A 21,675-nucleotide genomic window follows, 5' to 3' on the forward strand; every position below is an offset into this window, starting at 1 on the left:
TATTTAATTACTAAGGCTAAACAAAATCACAAAATCACAAATGGCAAAAAAACAAAAAGGATGCTCTTTATAGAAAAACATCCTTTTTATGGGTATAAAATAAGCCAACAAAAATGGCTGGCTTGGTTTATTTAATTTTTGAAGCTAATAGGTAGATAACAGCCATACGAACTGCTACTCCATTCTCCACTTGATCTAAGATCACTGACTGCTGTGAATCAGCTACATCTGAAGTAATTTCTACTCCTCTATTAATAGGTCCTGGGTGCATTACCACAATCTCTTTGTCTAACGAATCTAAGATCTCTTTAGTTAATCCAAACTGTTGAGAATACTCTCTCGTGTTAGGGAAATAGCTAAAATCTAAACGCTCGTTCTGAACGCGTAGCATATTAGCTGCATCACACCACTCTAAAGCTTTTCTCAAGTTTGGTTCTACCTTTACTCCAAGACTCTCGATATACTTAGGGATTAAAGTTTTTGGTCCACATACTTTTACCTCTGCCCCTTGCATTTGCAAAGCAAAGATATTAGATAGAGCTACACGTGAGTGTAAGATATCTCCTACGATAACTACCTTCTTACCTGCTACATCTCCTAATTTCTCGCGAATAGAATAACTGTCTAACAATGCCTGTGTAGGGTGCTCATGGGCTCCATCTCCAGCATTAACGATACTCGCTTTTACATTCTTAGATAAGAAATGAGCAGCTCCAGCATCACTGTGACGCATCACTACCATATCCACTTTCATCGCTAAAATATTATTTACAGTATCGATTAGTGTTTCTCCTTTCTTAACAGAAGACTGTGCAGCCGAAAAACTGATAACGTCTGCTGATAAACGCTTTTGAGCTAATTCGAAAGATAGTTTAGTACGAGTACTGTTTTCAAAGAAGATATTAGCTATAGTAATATCTCTAAGAGAAGGAACTTTCTTAATCGGACGATTAATTACTTCTTTAAAGTGATCAGCTGTTTCGAAAATTAAATCTATATCATTCTTGTTGATATACTTAATTCCTAAAAGGTGATTTACGCTTAATTCTTTCATTGTACTTCTATGAGTAGATTTAGGTAGTTAGTTTTTTTCAGTTTCTTCTAGAAAGACTGCATCTTCCTGTTCATGCTCAGACCAATGTACGCGGATAGTCTCCTCGTCAAAGGCATCTACTTGTCTTCCTCTATAATCAGGCTGTATAGGTAGATGACGACTAAAACGACGGTCTATTAATACTAATAGCTCTATCTCGGCTGGACGACCAAATGATTGTATAGCTGTGAGTGCGGCACGTATACTGCGTCCTGTATAAAGCACATCGTCTATAAATACGACTTTCTTATCTTCTACTAAGAAGTCTATTTGTGTTTTATTTGCTTCAAGAGTCTTTTGATTTCTTCTAAAGTCATCGCGAAAGAATGTGATATCTAAGAAACCTAAAGGAACCTCTGATATACCATATTCTGTCTTTAAGATGCTTTTAATTCGCTCTGCTAAAAATTTACCTCTTGGCTGAATACCAATAAGTAAGGTGTTAGAAAAATCAAGATGTTTTTCTACTAATTGACAAGCCAAACGGTGTAGAATGATATCAATCTCTTTTGAAGTAAGTAATACTTTTGGATTCATATATAAAAGAGTTGTGTTTGGGGGGTAAATTTACAATTAATTATCATTTACCACCAATTTATTGAAGATATATCTTATAAAAAATTACATCTCTACAGATAGCATTCTAAATCATATTGGTATCTTTGAGTAAAGATTAAAAACTACATTGCTTATGCTTAAGTCTAAATTCATACTACTGTTCACTTTCTTTTTCTCTTTACTAATACAGGCTCAACGTATAGAAGATCCTAAGATTTTAAGCAGTAAAGAAATACAAAAAGAACAATGGGTTCTTCAGGATAAAGAGAAAAACTTAACGCTACAATGGACTTCTACGGCTTTAGAAATCTCTTTGGCAAATAAAGGAGTCAATCAAGACCTACAAAAAACAGTCTATGCGAAAATACCAATCAAAAAATTGCACGATGAAACTGATGAGTATGTAATCCTAACAGATGCTGTACAATTCTTACCTACATTCGTAAAGGTAGAATGGTCTCAAGATGATTTAGAGTTTTTACGTGTGTTAGAAAACAGTGCTATTACTTTACATGCTGAGGGCGATGTACTAGAAGTACAGAAAGGAAAAGGAACTTCTTATAAGTTTTATAGCACAGCCTTTGATCGTATGTGTAAGTTCGTTACGCGTTTTGATTGGGGACTAATTGCTTTAAATAGAAACTCTGACAACTTACCTAAAATGATTACTTCTTTTGACTTTGAGAACAAAGTAATGAGAGGGACTGTAAATGACATCCCTTTTGAAGTAAAGTTTGATGTATATTACGATCAAGATATATTCTCTTTTCACAGCTTTGAACTAGTACATGCCAAGAAAAATAAGAGTAGTCGAAAGGTAAAAGACAAGTTCTCTAAGTACTTCAATTCTACAGTTTACAGATACGATATCGCAGAACAAACACTTAATTTCTACAAGAATGATAAGCTTGTATTAATGTTTGGTTTTATACTTAAATAATACCAAAGGCATTTAGCCTTTTTAAAAATAAAAAGGAGGTAATATTTGATTTGATTAACTTATTGATAATATATGTATTATAAATTGTGATATTAAATAGGAATTACTATCTTTTCACAATCATTATATAGTGACAACATTTTTAAACACATATCTATATATCAGATATTTACGTTTTAAAAAATACAAATACAAGTATAGGATTACTATTTAATTTTAGAATTATTTTAATATTTATTATGAAAAAATACGCTACAAGTTTATTTCTTTGTTTAACAAGCTTAGTAACTTTTGCGCAAGAAGGTTCTTCGGATACTCAAGAAAGACATCCTCTAGCTCCAGACGGAATATGGAATGTTAGATGGGTATTACAAGACAGCAGTACACCTGGATCATTAAATCCTACTGATAAACACATCATGCTTAACCGTGAGTATGGCTCTTCTATCACTGGATATTCTGGATGTAATGTATTTGAATTACCAGTAACTAGAACTACGGTTGATTCTAAAGGAATACACATGACGACTCGTTTTGCTACTCAATCTAAGAGAGAGTGTTCTACACAAGATACTTATGCTGAAAACAAATTCTTAAAGCGTATCTCTAATGGAACTATCACATTTAATGAAGTGGATGGAAATCTTTATTTATTAACTAAAGATAAAATTCAATATGTATTTGCTGATGAGAAATTAGACAAACTAGCTAAAGATCTTCGTCGTTATGACTGGAAACTAGTACAACTAGATGGTGAAACGGGTAACTTTAGACAATGGATCACTTTTAACTTCCACAACTATTTAGTAGAAGGAAATACTGGATGTACTAAATTCAGTGCTCCTTTCGCAGTAGATGCTAAGAATAGTACAATTACTTTATTTGCTGTTGATGACGCTGCTGCTAAATCATGTGGTTCTAGTAAAGACAATGCTACTAAAGATCACTTCTTAAAATATTTCGACAATTCGACTTACCAATTCAGTATTGCTGATCAGACTTTAATTATCTATCAAAATGATAAGATCGTTATGAAGTTCGATTTAGCTAAAAAGAATTCACTATAATATGAAAGCCTGTCTCGGACAGGCTTTTTTTTATGGTTTGTTGTTTTTTATCGGGCGAATTGTAATTCGCCTCTATATTGACGTGCTGTATGTTATTTAATACCGTAGGCAAACCTGTTACCTATTTTCAGTTACCCTTTCCTTGCCGAAGGCACACATTGCTCATTCCTCATTATTCATTGTTCATTCCTAATTCTCCCCCATCTTTTCTTCGTTAAATAAAAATTAACTTGAGAGAGGACACTCATTTTGAACAATAAATATCCTACCTTAGTACACTAAATTACAATTTAGTTTTATGAAAGCTTTAATTTTCAATGGTTCTTTAGATGAAGAAGCATTCCGTACATCGCGACGCATTGCACAATATTATGCAGATCAGTTCATAAATTCTAATATTGAAGTTCGACAGATTCACTTATCCGATTTTCAGATTCCTATATTTCAAGCTAAACTAATGGATAACGTCCCTGCTGATGTTATTGAATTTGCTAACGCTTTTAGAGAAGCTGATGTGATGATTTGGTTAACACCATTATATCACGGTAGCTTAACAGGAGTAATGAAAAATGCTATAGATTGGTTAGAAATAACCGCAAAAGATCAACCAGCTTATCTTACTAATAAAATAGTAGGTTTTACTTGCTGGTCAGCTGGTAATCAAGCTATGCAAGGTATCCAATCCTTAGACAACATTGCCAAAGCACTTAGAGCATGGTCTTTGCCTTATTCTATCCCAATAAGCAATTCGGATTTATACGAAAACAATGACCTTTCTGAGGTTTATAAAAAGAAAATGTCGATGCTGACAGATCTATTAATAGAGAGTCAATCGCGATAAAAATAAAAGCCTATTTGTGATACAAATAGGCTTTTTACTTACACATCACTTACTTTACAAATATTAATCTTTCTACTCTAATCCCATACTACAATAAGTCTAAAGACTAGGAACTATTATATTAAGTCTATATTTTTTTATTGATAAAGACTATAATTTACACTAGTTTTTATAATCCTCATTTATATACTTTCAAATAAAAGGAAAGAGAGGCACCACTACCTCTCTTTTCTTATAAAACAATTGAAAAACACCTTATTCAGGCCCCACTAAAAGCCCTCATTTTTTTAATTAACACTCTAAACTAGGGTACAAATAACAATCCCTCACTCCGCCTAATACTAGTTTTCTTTTTCGTAAGCAATAATAAAAAATTAAGCTTAGGAGGGATTGATTATACTTTTAAAATCATTGACATTTATAAACCACTTTTAAGTGGAGATGACTTAATGCAACTGATTTTCTTTTATTGATACTACTCAAGATTAAGTAAGTGAATAAAACCTGGCTAGAGTTGACATTCTCGCTTGACTATGAAAAATACTACCATACGTAATAATTCTTAAGAATGTCAGTAATTCAACCTCTTATACAACCTTTTTTGTATCAATAAACTGTTGTTTTGTTTCTTGTACAGGACAAATGTACCAATGTTTTTAAACCTTACAAACCCTAGTAAAATTAGGGCTTACACCCTTGTTCACTGATTGTGGTTTTTTAAAAAACTTTATTCACCATTATAAAAAAATGCTACTCTAAAACAAGTCAATACCTCTCTTTACACCTCCTTTGTCTTTGTTTTATAAACATAAAAGAGCCTGATATATTCAATAACTTCATTAATTATTTACATATCTCCTTCATTAATTCACAACTATACCCTGAACTACTAAGTACATCTCAATCACTTATTGTGACTTTAAAAACAATAATAATTAACATTTATTTAACTTAAAGAAGACAACACAAAATAACCAAATCAAGAGAATAATTATTTTATAAGTCAAAAACATTATAAAAAGGAACTCTATCGAGGCATATTTAATTAATCCTATATTAAACCAGATAGTAATCCCAAAACAAAAAGGCTGTAAACTTTAATAATTTACAGCCTTTTTGTTTTCTATTTATTCTATATTTTACCTCTGCAGAATAATAAACTCTGAACGTCTATTCTGAGCATCATCCCACTCAGTACAAGGTTCACACTGAATTTTTAATTCCTGAGAGCCATACCCTTGAGATTCTAATCTATTCTCTTCTATACCTTGAGATACAATATACTCCAAAGTAGCTTTAGCACGTTCATTAGATAGCTTTAAGTTATAAGCAGGACTACCTTTACTATCAGAGTGAGAATTGATCTTCACTCTCATATTCGGATAACGCTTCATTACTTTAACTAGTTTATTTAATTCTGCTTTACTATTCTCTGTAATTTCAGTTTGATTAAACGCAAACTGAATATCACCTAATTCTATCTTGTCCTTACCGATTACCAACTCTTCTAAAGGACGCATAAATACTTCTAGTTCTTGTACTCCTTCTTCTGCTTGAACAGTGATATCTATTAGTTCATCTAAATAATCTGGATGGGATATCTTAATCTTATAAGTCTCTTTACACTTAATCTCTCCTCTAGCCATCCCACTTCTACTAGATACTCCATGGTCTTCTACTTGTCTTCTAGTATTGATAAACTCAACTTTAGCATCAGCAATAGGAGTGTTAAACCCTTTGCTTTTAAGCATCGTTCTAAACTCTACAAAACACAGTTCAAAAGCTTTATAAACATCTGTTCGACCAATACGATCAGAAGAAAATAATCCCATCTGTTTATCTGGATAAAAACTAAATGCAAAGTCATTCTTAGCTGTATTTATAGGTTCACCTAAATTAGCAGGTGTCGCTGTAGGGGTATTCATATCCATTACATAGACATCCATACCTCCATATCCACCCCAACGATCTGAACTAAAATACAGTTTATTATCTGCTGATAAGAAAGGATAATCATTACGAGTACCTGAGTTAATTACTGGTCCTAAATTCTCAGGAGTACCGAACTCATCATCTTCTAGTATAGCTACTCTCCATATATCTAACTCTCCGTGACTACCAGGCATATTCGAGGCAAAATAAAGAAACTTGCCATCTGGTGATACAGAAGGATTAGTGTACATAAACCCTGCTCTAGTAAATCGCATTGGTTTTACCTTCTTCCACTTATCTTTATTTTTCTTAGCATAAAACAAGCTCATTAAGTGGTCTCTGTGTTTAACATTGTCATTTCGTCTAAACTTGCGATTGCGATAAGCCTCTGATGCAAAGTACATACGTTTACCATCTTTAGACAACACTGCAGTACCATCATTAAAACGTCTATTAACACGGCTCTTAATCCGTGCCACACCTTTTATAGGTTCATATTTTCCTTTAAACTCTGCGGTATATAAATCGTAATTAGGTTTGCGTTCCCACTTATCTCTAACTTCGAACACCTTACGCATCCACTTCTTCTCCTCTTTTGTTCTATTGGATACAAAGTACAATGTATCCCCAGGGCTTAACCACGCTCCATAATCATCATACTGTCTATCATTTAATCCTGATTCCTGAAACATATAAGTAGGATATCTATCCTTTAAGGCCTTATGTGCATCTGGTTTGGCTAAGAAGTCTTTCGCTCTAGAATCATCTGTAGGAGCTTTAGCAGCAAACTCTTGCATGATCTGTTTTGCTACCTCATATCGGCCATTCTTCTCCATCACCTTAGCATATTTATAATATATCTCTGGCTTTAGAGTAGAGTCATTCTGAGCAATAGCTTTGCCATAATATCTAGAAGCTTCTATATCTTGATTTAATCGGTCATAGCAATCTGCTAATTGCAAATGGATATAGTTAGGGGTACGTTTACCTGAAAGTAATCGTTTATACTCTTCTGCTGCTTTAGTATATTCTGTATTTTTATAATACTTATCTGCTCTTTTTAAGCTTGGTTTCTTTTTTGCCTGTACAGTTATACTTAAACTACACAATAAAACCATTAGAAAAATTCTCATATCACTCTCTTATATAGTCGAATAGATATAAAGTTACACTATTCGAACCTTTCATTAATCAAAAATACTATTTTAATAACGCATTTTATGTAAATTAGTTGTTCAAATCAGATAAAAAATCCCCTAAAACTTATGGATATTCAATTAAAAAAAGCCTTCCTAGCCTTATACGATACTTTCAAAAGTGAGGATGCTCAAAAAACAGATAGATTAGACAAATGGAGAAATATAGAGCCTGAATCAGCTGAGTTTCTTTCTCTTCTAATCAAGACTAAAAATGCAAAGAAAATATTAGAATTAGGAACCTCTAATGGATTCTCTACTCTATGGTTAGCAGAAGCTGTCTCTCATAATCAAGGAGAAATCATCTCGATTGATATCGAAAGAGATAGAACAAATAAGGCATTTGAAAACTTAAAGCAATTTGAGCTTCAATCTTATGTAGAGCTGTTAACTTATGACGCTGGACAATATCTAGCAGATACTACACTTGACTTTGACCTAATCTTATTAGATGCAGAGCGTAGCTATTATACTGGATATTGGAAGGATTTAGAACGCCTTTTAGACCAATCTGAGTCTAGTATATTAGTTGTAGATAACGTTATCTCTCACGAGGCTGATGTAGAAGAATTCATTGCTATGATAGATGAACGAAAGTTTAAGAAAGTAGTCCTACCTATCGGCGCTGGTTTACTATTAGTGTGTAAAGAGTAAATTATAAAAAAAATAGCGTGAGGCAACTAGACACCTCACGCTTTTTTCACTAATTATCTACTAAAACTAATTATATTCTTATTCTGGTATGACTAGTTTATCTTGTTTGTACTCACCTAGTACTTTTAAATATCTAGTCGCTTTAGCCACTTCTTCTATCGCTTTATAGTATTTATCATAATCCTCGTTTACTAGTACTACACCAGCGTGAAATGAATATTGAAACACACTTCCTGACAGCGGTACAGACTGTATCTTACTTAAGTTTAGATCATGAGAAGCCAGTATTTCTAATACTTTACTCAAGCTTCCTTTTTGGTGATCTGTATAGAAATACAATGATGCTTTATTAAACCCCTCTACCTTCTTAGGCTCTCTGCTTAACAGAAAAAATCGAGTATAGTTGTCATATACATCGTGGATATTCTCTGCTAAGATTTCTAAATCATACATCTGAGCAGCTAGTGAAGATCCGATAGATGCTACTCCCTTATACTGTTTCTCTTGGATATTACGCGCACAAGTGGCTGTATCATCCATCGCTAGACGCTTCCAATCGGTGTATTGATCTAGGAAGTTCTCACACTGTAATAGTGCCATCGGATGTGTACGCACCTCTGTAATATCAGCTAATGACTGCCCTCTTAAGGCTAGTAAATGATGTCTAATGGGTAGTGCTATTTCTCCCCAAATATACAGGTCATTCTTAGTCATTAGTGAGTAATTAGGCAAGATAGATCCTGCTATAGAATTCTCTATAGCCATCATTCCATAATCTACTTCTTTGTTTACTACTTGTTTTACTAATGAGTTAAAAGTAGGACTATCTACTATTTCAACTGGTTCTGTTTTAAAGAACTTCTCTACCGCCTCATGGTGGAAAGAACCTTTAATTCCTTGAATGACAACTGATTTCATATATTATAATTTATTGGCGTGGTAATCTCACTAATGGAGAACTACCAAAGTTATAAGTTTTTAGCATTAACAGAAGGTTTAAGTAAGCTTATTTTCAGAAGTTTCTTACTTTTATATTCTAATAACCACACTATGAATATTGAAATTAGACCTTATCAAAACTCAGATAAACAAGAATTACTAGATATCTTACGACTCAATATCCCTACTTACTTTGCTCAAGAGGAAGCAAATGACTTAGCAGAATACCTAGACCATCACTTAGACTTATACTACGTTGCCCTAGATGGGAGTAGAATTATAGGAGCTGCGGGTGTTAACCGCAACTTTGACACAGAATCTGCAGCCTTAAGTTGGGGATTTTTACACCCTGACTATCACAGAAAGGGAGCTGGTTCTCTACTGCTTAAACACAGATTAAGTATTCTAACTAATGATAGTAGAATCAAACATATACAAGTACGTACTTCTCAGGTCGTGTATCGCTTCTTTGAGAAACACAACTTTACACTAACTGAAGTCCAAAAAGATTATTGGGCAGAGGGATTAGATATGTATGTTATGAGATATCAATTATAATTAAGCGTTAAAACGATAAGTTGTTTACAAATCGTTTTGTACTTTCACATCAATTTAAAACTCACACCATTATGAAAAAGATATTAGCTATAGCAACTCTGTTAGCTATCACACCCTCATTTGCAAATAAAAACCTTATTAATACCAATAAAGAAACACAAATGACACAAGCCCCAAAAGACAAAAAAAGTATCTATCAGTTTAAAGTAACTGATCTGTACGGAGAAGAATTTGACTTCGCATCCCTAAAAGGAAAGAAGATTATGATTGTAAACACTGCTTCTGAATGTGGACTTACTCCTCAGTATAAACAATTACAGAGCATGTACAACGAATTTGGTGGAGATAACTTCGTAATCGTTGGTTTCCCAGCAAACAACTTCGGTTCTCAAGAACCTGGTACTAACGAAGAGATTGCTACATTCTGTGAGCAAAACTACGGTGTATCGTTCCCTATGATGAACAAAATATCAGTAAAAGGAAAAGACATAGCTCCTATCTATGAATTCCTTACTAAAAAGTCTAAAAACGGATTAGAGGACAGCGAAGTACAGTGGAACTTCCAAAAATACCTAATCGATGAAGAAGGTCACTTAGTGAAAGTAATCAACCCTAGAACGCTACCTGACGATCCAGAAATCAAAGCTTGGGTTAAAGGAAAATAAGTCGTTTTGCATATCTAATACATAGCGTTTGTTCGTATCTTTGGGTTTTACTTTTAAATTATGAACTATCCACAAATAGAACTAGCGCAAAGTATTATTGAAATTTGTAAAGCAAAGAATATTCAACATATAATCATATCACCAGGATCACGCAATGCCCCATTAACTATAGGGTTTGCTAGTGATCCTTTTTTTACATGTTACAGTCTAGCTGATGAGCGATGTGCTGCTTTCTTCGGTATGGGTATTGCTCAACAGAACGAATTCCCAGTAGCCCTAGTATGTACATCAGGTTCAGCATTACTAAACTACTACCCTGCCGTAGCTGAGGCTTTCTATAGCCAGATTCCTATGGTGATTATCTCGGCTGACAGACCTACTTCTAAGATAGATATCGGTGATGGACAGACTATCAGACAACGCAATGTATATGATAACCATATCATGTACAATGCCAATCTTACAGAAGAGGCTAATCAAGAGAATGATATCTTAATCAATACAGCGATTAATACAGCGATAGCTCAGAAAGGTCCTGTACATATCAACGCTCCTTTTGAAGAACCTCTATACAATACGTTAGATGCCTTAACAGTTAATCCTACTATTATTGATATAGAAGAACTTCCTCAACAATATATAGAGTACGATCAGTATATAGAAGACTACAAAAAAGTGGCTAAAAAACTAGTACTAGTAGGAGTTAATAACCCTGGTGTTCTAGATAATAGCATTATAGAGTGGCTAGCTAATGATCCTTCTGTTATCGTGATGACAGAAACTACATCTAACTTGCACCACCCTACTTATGTAGAACATATCGATAGAATTATCACTACCTTCTCTGAAGAGGATTTCTTAGCCTTTCAGCCTGATATCTTAATTACTTTTGGTGGTATGGTGGTGAGCAAACGTATCAAAGCGTTCTTGCGCAAATACAAACCTACTCAACACTGGCATATAGATACGCTAAGACACTATGATACTTATAGTGCTCTAAACAAAGCTGTGGTAGATACCCCACAAAACTTCTTTCAAGCAATAAAAGAGAATGTAGAAGAATTCGGTGCATCGACTTACAAGCAATGGATGCAAGATATCGTAACTGCTAGAATAGAAAAGCATAACGCTTACCTAACAAGTATCCCATTTAGCGATCTAAAGGTATTCGAAGTACTATTTAAAGAACTTCCACACAACACTCAATTACAAATCAGTAATAGCTCTGCTATTCGCTATGCTCAATTAATCAAAATAGACGCTTCTAACGACGTATTTTGTAACAGGGGGACTAGTGGGATAGACGGAAGCACTTCTACTGCTATAGGTGCTGCAGTGGCTTCTGATAAACCTACTCTATTAATTACTGGAGACATTGGTTTCTTATATGACAGCAACGGACTGTGGAACAACTATATTCCTAAGAACTTTAAAATACTACTGCTAAACAATGGTGGAGGTGGTATCTTTAGAATCTTACCTGGACATAAAGAAACTCCAGTTTTCAATACATACTTTGAAACAAGTCATCACTTAACAGCTGAGCACTTAGCCAAGATGTATCAATTTGATTACTTAACTGCGCATAATGAGGAAGATTTATATAAGACATGTCAAGCATTCTTTAGCTCTAATGATACCCCAAGTATCTTAGAAGTCTTTACTCCTACTGAGGTTAATAATACTGTTTTGAGTAACTATTTTCGCAATATGTAATTTTAACAAACAATAATGTACGCGTAATGAAATTTTATGTATCTTGTACTCAATAAAAAAGAAAATTATGAGTAAAAGAGACGAATTAATTCAAAAGTACGCTGCTGATTTAAAAGACAAGTGTGGTGTAACAGCTAATATGGATTTATTAACTGCTGTAACTATCGGATGTGGGCCTTCTATCTACAACCAAGATTCATCTACTGTAGCTGGTTCTTCAGAATCTGAATTAGCAACTGTAAAGAATAATTTCTTAATTAAGAAACTTGGTCTTAAAGATGGTCCTGAATTAGATAAAGGTATCCAAGCTGTGATGGACAAATATGGTCAATCAAACAGAAACAAATACAGAGCAGTAGTTTACTATCTATTAACTGTTCACTTCAAGAAAGAAAGTGTTTACAAGAAATAATATAACGTAAATATATAATGTACTTTAAAAGGAGTTGTTTTTATCACAACTCCTTTTTTTGTGTTTTATAATTCCAAAATTAGTATGCATAAAAAAACTAGAGACTCGTCAGAAGACAAATCTCTAGTAGGGGTTAAATCCAGATTATAGGCTATCTCAATGCAAACGAATTAAGTTCTTATCAATAACTCTATTGGGCAATCTGGGATAAAAAACCGAAATATATGTACACATATTTCGAACTAAAAAAATATAAAATTGGGCTATGAAAAATTATTCAAGTTGAATGTACTGTTTAGTGAGCTAAACATTTCCTCTAGAATAAACCTTTTTTCCTTTATAGAATGTTGCTTCTCTATCTGGTGTTCTCGCTACAGCTTCAGCTGAGCAACTCGCCTTGACAAATACGAAGTCTGCTGATTCTCCTACTTTAGGCCATTGGCGTTCACCTTTCTCATTTAGAGGCAATACTTGATCTTTAGTAGCTATCTGCAAAGCTCTACTTAACCTAAACTCATCTGTCCAGCCATAAAGCTCTGCGCAGTGCTTAGCCTTCTCTAGCATATCGCAAGAACCAAAAGGTTGCCAATGATCGATAATACTATCTGTACCTGTCATCACACTTACATTGTGCTTATAAAAAGTAGGTATAGGCATCATAGAGCGTCCTAATGGCACTGTAGAGATTACTCCTACTCCATTAGCACTCATCTGTTCTGATAGTTCGTCTAATTCCTTTGGTTCGATTTGACCTAAGGCAAAACCGTGACTTATAAAGGTGCGCCCTTGAAGAGCTTTATTTGCTTCTACGTGTTTTAAAATATGTTTGATAGCAGGAATACCTGTCTTAGCTCCTTCGTGTAGATGGATATCTATCCCTTTGTTATAATCTAAAGCAATCTGAATCATCACGTCTAAAGACTTCTCCATATTAGCATCTACTGTAGTAGGATCAAGACCTCCGATATAATCTATCCCCATCTGTGCAGCTTCTCTTAAAAGCCCTTCACTGTCTGAATATAAAATACCGTGCTGTGGAAAAGCAACAATTTCACTTCCCATCACATCCTTCTTATTCTCTAAAGCTATTTTGAGGTTTTCTAAACTCTTTAGACCACTTGTAGGATCTATATTAGTCTGACATCTAGCAAAATATGTTCCTTGGCTATTCATCAAGTCGATAGCCATTTCGGCCTTTTCTACTGATCTAACTAATAAGTCTGGTAATATTCTGCGTTCTAGATCAATCATATCTTTCACAGATCTCCCTGGTTTAGGGTCTCCGTACCAACGTTCTCCATAAAAAGTCTTATCGATATGAATGTGCATATCTCTAAAACCTGGTAGCATAAGCATACCTCTCATATCTACCCTAAGCACATTCTCTGCCTTAGTATTACCACTCTTCTCTATAGAAACGATTACACCATTGGCTATATATATCTCGAATAACTCTGTCTTAGTACGCCATACTTGCCCTTGGGCGTTGTAATCAAAACCAGTTTCTAATAATACATTTGTAAGTACTAGTTCATTTATCTTGCCGTAAGTTCTCGTATTACTAGCTTTAGCTTCTGAACTTATAGATGGTAAGAACAATCCTCCTGCAGCTGCAGCAGTCATTCCTAAAAATTGCTTCCTATTTATCATTGTTGTTGTTTCCTATTATTAGTTGTTGTTCTACTGTAATGTATGAGTTTATTTGGCTCCAGCAGCGTTTAAAAGCTTAATCATACCTTGATAATTTCGCTTCTGTGCGTGTTGCAATGGAGTTATATCATCAGCGTCAGGAATATTCACATTCACTCCGCCTTTAATTAATTCATCAACTATATTGGTATGTAGAAGTCCGCCATCACTGAGAACTATGGCTTCCATAAGTGCAGTCCAGCCCAACCTATTTACGTGATCGATAGGGTAACCTGGATAGTTAACTAATAATTTAACAACATCGATATGTCCTTTTTCTGCAGCAGGAATTAAAGCACTACCGTTATAGCGATTAAAAACTGTAAAATCAGCTCCATGCTTTAACGCTAATTGTACTATTTCTAAATTCCCCTCTGCACTAGCATAAAGAAAAGGGCTGTTTAATATTTTATCTTGCGCATTTACATTAGCGCCAGCTTCAATTAAAGCTATAGCAATACTATTATACTTTAGATACACAGCATACATCAAAGGAGTTTCTCCTTTAACATTCTGTATTTCTAAATTTACTCCACGCTCCACTAACTGCTTAACAGCAGTGAGATCATTTTTCTTAATAGCATCAAATAAAACATCCTCCTTCATATCTACTACTTCATTATCTGAATTAGTCAAATTATTATCTGTAGAGTTACAAGCAATCGTTGTACCTGTTACTAGACTAATAAAAAGCAATAATGTTATTCTTCTTATCATAGAATTAATTACTTAATAACTTCTCTTACAAAGATAAAAGTACTGATAAGAAGGAGGTTGTAATACACTTATAGATTATTGGAGTTTTTATAACTCAACCTAAATTCACCAGGAGTCATTCCTAATTGTTTCTTGAAAAAGTTATTAAAATAACTTGTATCATTAAACGACAATGAGAACGCTATCTCTTTAATTGAGATATTGGTTGTCGTTAATAATCGTTTTGCCTCTAATAATAGCCTATTTTGGATTAAAGACCCTGCATTAGTACCAAGTACTTTCTTACAAAGAATATTCAAATAATTAGGCGTTATCTTTAGTTGTTCTGCATAGAATGCAACGCTACTTTGTTCTTTAAAGTGCACTTCTAAAAGTTCTTCGAACTGAAGTATGTTCTTATCCATACTCTGAGGGTTTACCCCTTCGTGATATTGAATAAAGTCTTTATGTAGATGTTTTAACAACAAATGGAAGGATAATAAAGAAATTTCTCTATCGATAACCTGCCCTTTTGTTAATCTATTTTCCAACTCCTCTAAATCAGCTTTGTATTTATTAAATACTTCTGAAGATAACACCATTTGATTAGGTGCCCCTAATTGAAAATATGCCAATGGACTATAAGTCGTATTTAACGACTGTAAAATAGTAGGCGAAAACATTAATTGGAAGCCTATAGTATGGTTCTCTAGCAGCCAATAATGTACCTGTTGTGGTCTTAAAAAGAACACTTGATAATCTACTACATCGATTCTTTCAAAATCAATGTCGTGATATCCTCCTCCTTTTTCAACAAAGAAAATAAAGTAAAAATCATGCTTGTGGGGAGCTAATAGATCGTTTCTTCCTTTTTCGATGTGCTTAAATAAAGTAATGTCTGCTGTTTCTTCTCCTAATATATTAGCAGTCGAAAGCGTCTGTATTTTATTATTCGTATTCACTTATTGCGTAAGGTTAATTAGTTTGATTGACATTTTAAGTCGCTAAAAATAAAGCAAATCATGCTTATGATAAACTATTTTTAGTTAAAACATCCAAAACTTCACGTATTGAGAATTATTTATACAGAATATAAGTTTGTTTTTACCCTTTTTAATGCAGAATATAATAGATATCTATTCCTTTTTATAAACATGCCAAAAAAAGTCAAAGTAAAATCATAAATATTAATCCTCTATTTTAACGTTTTTCTCTTTTACTCACCAGTATAATAATCACATAATATACTCCTATAAAAAAGAAAAGCTCATCCCGAAAGATAAGCTTTAACTGTGATATTAATTTAGTAGATGAATTAATTATTCTAATTTAAAATGGTAACATATTGGTTTGATCTTCTCCGTTAAAAACTACTCCAAAACCAAGCATTTATAGCTTAAAAAGCTGATTATTTCCTATTTACCGAGGCCAAAGAAAACAATTAAATATTACACTACCAAATTAAAAGGCACTTTTTGCTCCAAAACATCTACTTTTTAAGCTTTCTTTAAAGGTTTATTGCTATGAAATGTCGCTAGCGGGAAGATTTTTATTCTATTCATTAGTATAAGAACCTTAACTTCTATTGGCTAATTTTAGAAATTATTATAGCTTTGGAAATTAACCTTAAAACAACCGTTATACTACTCATAAATATTGTGTATAACTAGACGCTACTTAACCTTATAAATGAAAAAAAACACTACAGCATCTTCAGTCGCTGCCGCTCTTACCTCTATGATGTGTGTACAAGGGGGCGCTTCTGTAGCCAAGCAATTATTCCCAGTAGTAGGCGCTACTGGAACTACAGCACTGAGAATAGGAATATCAGCAATCCTATTAAATATTATTAATCGCCCTAAGATTTCTAAATTTTCTAAAAAAGAATGGATGTACTGTGGGTTATTTGGAGGGTCAATTGCACTTATGAATATGATCTTCTATCTAGCGATACAGCGTATCCCTCTAGGGTTAGGAGTTACTATAGAATTCATTGGTCCCTTGTTCTTAGCCTTATTCTTGTCGCGTAAAGTATTGGATATTGTATGGGCATTATTTGCCTGTGCAGGTATATTGCTTATCGTGCCTTGGCAAACAAACAACGTTGATATTATAGGACTAGGTTTAGCCGCTACGGCTGGTATATTCTGGGCGTGCTATATCGTGATGGGAAGTAAAGTATCTAAAGAGATGAATACCAATCACGCTGTATCAGTAGGATTAGTATTCGCTACCCTTATCGTAGTACCTGTAGCCTTGTTTATGGGAGGATTAGAAAAACTAACATGGAGTAGCTTAGGATTAGGAGTACTAGTGGCAATCTTATCTAGTGCCTTACCCTTCTCTCTTGACCTTGTGGCACTAAAGAGATTACCAGCAAAGACCTTCAGTATCTTAACGAGTTTACAACCTGCCTTTGCCGCTATGTCAGGGTTGTTATTCCTAAAAGAACATTTAACTCTTATGCAGTGGATATCTATAGCATGTGTAATTACAGCAAGTGTAGGTTCTACTATATTTAGTACTAAAAAAGAAGCTTAAACAAGCTAAATGATAAAAGTAAAGGCGATTCTGATGATTCAGAATCGCCTTTACTTTTATCATTATCTCTGTTTTAAGATTGCCTTTGTATTTAGGTAGATATTATCTACGAGCTCTGTTAAGTCATCCATCATAAAATAATTATGACCAATATTGATTAGTTGATTGTACAGTGTTTCTTCATTTTTAAAAAATGCTTGCTCTGCAGCTTCTACTAATCCTTCTGTGTACTTTTGTCCAGCACCTAAAGCAACTAATCGTTCTACAACAGCCTTATTCACGTCCTCTTGTTCTAGCATAAAAACTATTTTTTGGCCTAAACAATAGCCATAAAACGTCATTCCTGTAACAACAAATAAGGTCTCGCTATCTAAATCCCATCTACTATCATCTACAATCTGTTGCAATAGTACATCTATCTTCTTATGAAATGCTTCTATCATGCTTTTTTTATATTATAAAGGCTAAAATACAAAAAGGGAATCAATCTCTTGACTCCCTTATATAGTATATAATACTTTATTTCATTTCTTTATACGTAATGGTAGCTTTACCTTTAGTTATATCAGTTACCCATTTATATTTCACTTCTTGTTTTATAGGATCCCAACCATAAGAAGTTCTATAATAGTCTTTTATTTCAAATTCAAATGATGTTGGATATTGATTATTATCATACTGATACGTAATCTTTGATTCTGAATACGCTTTATCTCCTACATAAGCATGCTTTAAGTATGTTGGATTATTCATTGGTAATAACTCATTAGCATATTTCAATCCTGTCATAGCTGCTTGACTTGGACCAAAATCAATCTGAGTTTTTTTGCTTAAATCAATTGCTCCTGTTGTATTAAGTGTATGAAATGCAGCAAAAGGTTTATTGTCATACTTGATTTCTGTTTTATACTCACCTTCTACTTTATCTTGATCATTATAAGAGTAAAAAGTTAAGTCAACAGGATTTCCTTTATCAATAGTATTGATTTTTCCCAATTTTCCAAAGTTAAAAGGAGCTAATCCTAAGAAATCAGAAACAATATGCTTTCTTTTTTCTATTTTTTCTCCCTCACCCCATTCATAAACAGATTCAAAATATTCAATCTCTTTAACGATTCCCTTATCATCATAGATAAAATTATAAAGAACATCAGTACCGTCACCAACAATACTTGTTACCTTATTCGCATCGTTATATTTTAATTCTACTACTCCCTCACTGTATTCAGGTTTATCGGCCTCATCATAATCAGAAGTAGAAACAGAATTAATATTGATCTTCTCAATAACTTTAATAACTTTATTAGGAGGAGTTATTCCATTTCCATTGTCAGAACTATTATCATCTGAACTACATGAAACACCAACAAAAGCAAGTGCTGCTAAAGCACTAAAAATAATCTTTTTCATATTTAACTTAATTTTATGCAAAATTACACAAACAAACATATACTTAATCGCTCACGAATATTATTTGATTTTATCTATATTAATAACAAAAAAGATATACAAAAAAGTTATTTTAATCCATAATAAAACAGTTATTAACAAAAAAATGCTTTTTAAAAATAAATAAAACAATGTCATTTAAAGTCTATCTTAGAATGAAAGCAAAAAAGCACCCATTATTGGATGCTTCTTTGTTTTTATTCTATTTCTTAAATAATTTACTTCTTACTAATAGCCGCTTTATAAATGTCTTCGTATAAAGGCACTACCTTATCTATACTGAACTTCTTCGCTACTTCACGAGCTTGTTCTTTAAATTTGCATAAAGTATCTTGATCTTTTAAGATTTTAAGAGCATTGACTACCATATCTTCTACATCTCCCACATTACTTAAATACCCTGACACACCTGGTTCATTTACCTCTGGCAACCCTCCAGTATTACTAGATATTACTGGTACTCCCATTGCCATAGCCTCCAATGCAGCTAATCCGAAACTCTCTGTTTCAGAGGGTAGTAAGAACAAGTCAGAATAAGATAAGATATGCTCTATCTCATTACTATTTCCAAAGAAGATAATCTTATCATAGATACCTAATTCCATCGCTTGGCGTTCTGCGCGCTCCTTCTCTGGTCCGTCTCCTACAAGCATTAACTTAGCAGGCATTTCTTTCTGTATACCATAGAATACAGACACCACGTCCTCTATGCGTTTTACTTTTCTGAAGTTACTGATATGAGTTATAATAACCTCATCTTTACTTGCCATCGCACTACGCTTACATGGCGTATCTTCACAGTCTACTTCTTTTACCTCGATAAAGTTTGGTATTACATGAATATCCTTCTCTGTACCAAATAGGCAATGCGTAGATTGTTTTAATGACTCTGATACAGAAGTTACATAATCTGAGTTATTAATACTAAAGCTTACTGCTGATTTATAATTAGGATGATTACCCACTAGTGTGATATCAGTTCCGTGAAGCGTTGTTATCATAGGCAAGTTAATACCTTGCTCTTTTAACATCTGCTTAGCCATATACCCTGCATAAGCATGAGGAATAGCGTAGTGTACATGCAGTACATCTATTTTAAACAACTTCACCATATCTACTAACTTACTAGATAAGGCCAGCTCATAGGGCTGATAGTGGAATAACGGGTATTCCGGTACATTTACTTCGTGATAGAATATATTAGGATTTAGCAAGGCTAAACGCACTGGTTGACTATAAGTAATAAAATGCACCTCGTGATTTCTTTTGGCTAATTCCAATCCTAATTCTGTGGCTACTACACCACTACCTCCAAAGGTTGGATAGCATACGATGGCTATTTTCATATAATTATTGCTTGTATTTAGAAAGTTTAAAGATAATTCTAATATTTAAATACACATTATTTTTAACTTCCTACTTTTCTATAAGACGCTTTTTTAACAGTCAAATCCACTAATACTCTCTAATTCTATTAGATAAAAAAAGAGAACCACAATATGATTCTCCTTTTTAAAATCCTTGTCAAATATATATATAAACTACTACTCTGCTTTCCAAAAAGCCCATTCTTTTCCGTTAAATACACACAATATTTAGATACTGTATCATAGACAATTGTACCTGCTGCTGGGCTTTTAAGGTTAAGATGAGGACTTGCCATTTTCGGTAGTACCATCGCCTTATTGTCTGCTTCTAAAATTAAAGCTCCTGAAGCTGTAGAAGACTGATTCCCGATGATAGTAGGTGCTTGATCATCTACTAACCCTTGCTGAATGCTGGTATCTACTTCTCCTGTATTAACAGACATATCTTCCCATTTAGCAGAAGTTCCTGCTATATAGTATTTCACTTTCTTATCATTCGAGTCAAATATCATAGTTCCTCCTACTGGCGTTTTCACATCACCTTCTTTAGTTACCCAGGACAAGACTATTCCTCTAGCATCATTCTCTTTAAAATCTAATAACACATTAGGTCCTTCTACTTCGAACTTCCTTATTGCTGTTTGTCCAAAGCTAGATGCTGTTCCTAATAGGGCAGAAAAGATCAAAACTAAAGACTGTTTATTTAATATATGTATCATAGCGTTTCACTTTAAATTATTAAAAAGTAACAGGTTCTTATTCGTCAACACATCCTTGAACAACACATCCCCAAGTTTTTCCATTGTACAGTTTCAAACAGTTTGCTGTCGAATCGTACACCATCATTCCCTCTACAGGTTTTAAGGCTTCTATTTGGGCAGTAGTCAGACGAGTAAGTACTAATCCTTTGTTATAAGACTCTAGTACTACAAATGCATTTCCACGTTTAGATACCCAATCACTATTCTTTCTATTTAATGTAGATATAGCCATAAAACCACTTGAATTCATAATGTCTCCGTTGTTACCTACTACTGTTGGATAATAACAAATACTACAGAATGGCAACTCTTGCTCTCCATTAGCATTAGCTAATGCCCCTGGAAGACACACATCCTCTACTGATAACGGATTTAGATAGAAAATAGTGAACGGTGTACAGTTTACGGTTTACAGTATTTGCCTTCGGCATTAGGTACTAATATTACCCCGCTACGCAAATGTCTCCTGACTTTTCGTTTGTTTATAGTAATCGGTTTACAGAGTACAACCGCTGCACAAATGTCTCCTGACTTTGCGTTTGTTTATAGTAATTGGTTTACAGGTTGTACTCTGTAAACCAATTACTATAAACCTATTTCA

At 33.8% G+C, this 21,675-nt stretch carries 21 protein-coding genes; 9 read left to right on the top strand and 12 right to left on the bottom strand.

The genetic code is table 11. The features are described from left to right. Window positions 1-127 precede the first annotated feature (127 nt). Both BMX53_RS10155 and pyrR read right to left on the bottom strand, forming a co-directional pair. The gene (locus BMX53_RS10155) at window positions 128-1,054 is read right to left on the bottom strand and encodes an aspartate carbamoyltransferase catalytic subunit (protein ID WP_038986895.1); all 927 of its coding nucleotides are present in this window, start codon (window positions 1,052-1,054) and stop codon (window positions 128-130) included. Window positions 1,055-1,081: 27 nt separating this feature from the next. Beyond that, window positions 1,082-1,630: a bifunctional pyr operon transcriptional regulator/uracil phosphoribosyltransferase PyrR gene (pyrR, locus tag BMX53_RS10160; protein ID WP_063175636.1), complete on the bottom strand. Its 549-nt coding sequence runs from the start codon at window positions 1,628-1,630 to the stop codon at window positions 1,082-1,084. Between the two features lie 154 nt (window positions 1,631-1,784). Between pyrR and BMX53_RS10165 the strand changes: the two genes are divergently transcribed. The 3 genes from BMX53_RS10165 (at window position 1,785) to BMX53_RS10175 (ending at window position 4,499) form a co-directional block, all read left to right on the top strand. Then, window positions 1,785-2,591: a hypothetical protein gene (locus BMX53_RS10165; protein ID WP_074746114.1), complete on the top strand. Its 807-nt coding sequence runs from the start codon at window positions 1,785-1,787 to the stop codon at window positions 2,589-2,591. Window positions 2,592-2,830: 239 nt separating this feature from the next. Further along, the gene (locus BMX53_RS10170) at window positions 2,831-3,658 is read left to right on the top strand and encodes an META domain-containing protein (RefSeq protein WP_063175638.1); all 828 of its coding nucleotides are present in this window, start codon (window positions 2,831-2,833) and stop codon (window positions 3,656-3,658) included. A 298-nt stretch (window positions 3,659-3,956) separates the two neighbouring features. Continuing rightward, a complete protein-coding gene (locus tag BMX53_RS10175) occupies window positions 3,957-4,499 on the top strand; it encodes an NADPH-dependent FMN reductase (protein WP_038986900.1) in 543 nt (180 codons plus the stop codon). Between the two features lie 1,139 nt (window positions 4,500-5,638). On the opposite strand, the gene BMX53_RS10180 is transcribed toward BMX53_RS10175, so the two are convergent. Further along, window positions 5,639-7,564 (bottom strand): OmpA family protein, encoded by a 1,926-nt coding sequence (locus BMX53_RS10180; RefSeq protein ID WP_074746116.1) that lies wholly within the window; start codon window positions 7,562-7,564, stop codon window positions 5,639-5,641. 132 nt (window positions 7,565-7,696) lie between these two features. On the opposite strand from BMX53_RS10180, the gene BMX53_RS10185 reads away from it, so the two are divergent. Beyond that, the gene (locus tag BMX53_RS10185; RefSeq protein WP_063175640.1) at window positions 7,697-8,281 is read left to right on the top strand and encodes an O-methyltransferase; all 585 of its coding nucleotides are present in this window, start codon (window positions 7,697-7,699) and stop codon (window positions 8,279-8,281) included. A 78-nt stretch (window positions 8,282-8,359) separates the two neighbouring features. Here BMX53_RS10185 and BMX53_RS10190 read toward each other — a convergent pair whose 3' ends face one another. Beyond that, entirely contained in the window at window positions 8,360-9,199 is an 840-nt protein-coding gene (locus BMX53_RS10190) for a prephenate dehydratase (RefSeq protein ID WP_038987779.1), read from the bottom strand. Between the two features lie 132 nt (window positions 9,200-9,331). On the opposite strand from BMX53_RS10190, the gene BMX53_RS10195 reads away from it, so the two are divergent. The 4 genes from BMX53_RS10195 to BMX53_RS10210 all read left to right on the top strand — a co-directional run bounded on the left by BMX53_RS10195 (window position 9,332) and on the right by BMX53_RS10210 (window position 12,571). Then, a complete protein-coding gene (locus BMX53_RS10195) occupies window positions 9,332-9,778 on the top strand; it encodes a GNAT family N-acetyltransferase (protein WP_074746161.1) in 447 nt (148 codons plus the stop codon). A gap of 71 nt (window positions 9,779-9,849) precedes the next feature. After that, window positions 9,850-10,443 (top strand): glutathione peroxidase, encoded by a 594-nt coding sequence (locus tag BMX53_RS10200; RefSeq protein ID WP_038987778.1) that lies wholly within the window; start codon window positions 9,850-9,852, stop codon window positions 10,441-10,443. A 60-nt stretch (window positions 10,444-10,503) separates the two neighbouring features. Further along, a complete protein-coding gene (menD, locus tag BMX53_RS10205) occupies window positions 10,504-12,159 on the top strand; it encodes a 2-succinyl-5-enolpyruvyl-6-hydroxy-3-cyclohexene-1-carboxylic-acid synthase (protein ID WP_074746118.1) in 1,656 nt (551 codons plus the stop codon). 67 nt (window positions 12,160-12,226) lie between these two features. After that, window positions 12,227-12,571, top strand: coding sequence for a DUF2853 family protein (locus tag BMX53_RS10210; protein ID WP_006258306.1), 345 nt, complete (start codon window positions 12,227-12,229; stop codon window positions 12,569-12,571). Window positions 12,572-12,874: 303 nt separating this feature from the next. Here BMX53_RS10210 and BMX53_RS10215 read toward each other — a convergent pair whose 3' ends face one another. From BMX53_RS10215 to BMX53_RS10225, 3 genes are all read right to left on the bottom strand, one after another. Further along, window positions 12,875-14,221, bottom strand: a complete 1,347-nt coding sequence (locus tag BMX53_RS10215) for an amidohydrolase (protein ID WP_074746120.1) — start codon at window positions 14,219-14,221, stop codon at window positions 12,875-12,877. A 48-nt stretch (window positions 14,222-14,269) separates the two neighbouring features. Further along, window positions 14,270-14,977 (bottom strand): ankyrin repeat domain-containing protein, encoded by a 708-nt coding sequence (locus BMX53_RS10220; RefSeq protein WP_074746122.1) that lies wholly within the window; start codon window positions 14,975-14,977, stop codon window positions 14,270-14,272. Between the two features lie 68 nt (window positions 14,978-15,045). After that, a complete protein-coding gene (locus BMX53_RS10225; protein WP_063175645.1) occupies window positions 15,046-15,918 on the bottom strand; it encodes a helix-turn-helix domain-containing protein in 873 nt (290 codons plus the stop codon). Window positions 15,919-16,645: 727 nt separating this feature from the next. Between BMX53_RS10225 and BMX53_RS10230 the strand changes: the two genes are divergently transcribed. Further along, window positions 16,646-17,497 carry an EamA family transporter gene (locus tag BMX53_RS10230; RefSeq protein ID WP_074746124.1) on the top strand — a complete coding sequence of 284 codons (852 nt, stop codon included), beginning with the start codon at window positions 16,646-16,648 and terminating at the stop codon, window positions 17,495-17,497. Window positions 17,498-17,559: 62 nt separating this feature from the next. Here the strand turns inward: BMX53_RS10230 and BMX53_RS10235 are convergent, their stop codons facing one another. The 5 genes from BMX53_RS10235 to BMX53_RS10255 all read right to left on the bottom strand — a co-directional run bounded on the left by BMX53_RS10235 (window position 17,560) and on the right by BMX53_RS10255 (window position 21,426). Further along, the gene (locus BMX53_RS10235; RefSeq protein WP_038987772.1) at window positions 17,560-17,940 is read right to left on the bottom strand and encodes a hypothetical protein; all 381 of its coding nucleotides are present in this window, start codon (window positions 17,938-17,940) and stop codon (window positions 17,560-17,562) included. 76 nt (window positions 17,941-18,016) lie between these two features. Then, entirely contained in the window at window positions 18,017-18,907 is an 891-nt protein-coding gene (locus BMX53_RS10240) for a hypothetical protein (protein ID WP_074746126.1), read from the bottom strand. Window positions 18,908-19,164: 257 nt separating this feature from the next. After that, window positions 19,165-20,292 (bottom strand): N-acetyl-alpha-D-glucosaminyl L-malate synthase BshA, encoded by a 1,128-nt coding sequence (gene bshA, locus BMX53_RS10245; protein WP_038988375.1) that lies wholly within the window; start codon window positions 20,290-20,292, stop codon window positions 19,165-19,167. A gap of 128 nt (window positions 20,293-20,420) precedes the next feature. After that, complete coding sequence (locus tag BMX53_RS10250) at window positions 20,421-21,032, bottom strand: hypothetical protein (protein WP_240485441.1); 612 nt, start codon at window positions 21,030-21,032, stop codon at window positions 20,421-20,423. A gap of 37 nt (window positions 21,033-21,069) precedes the next feature. After that, the gene (locus BMX53_RS10255; protein WP_038988373.1) at window positions 21,070-21,426 is read right to left on the bottom strand and encodes a hypothetical protein; all 357 of its coding nucleotides are present in this window, start codon (window positions 21,424-21,426) and stop codon (window positions 21,070-21,072) included. Window positions 21,427-21,675 lie beyond the last annotated feature (249 nt).

It is taken from the genome of Myroides marinus (genome assembly GCF_900109075.1).
GTDB classification, from domain to species: domain Bacteria; phylum Bacteroidota; class Bacteroidia; order Flavobacteriales; family Flavobacteriaceae; genus Flavobacterium; species Flavobacterium marinum_A.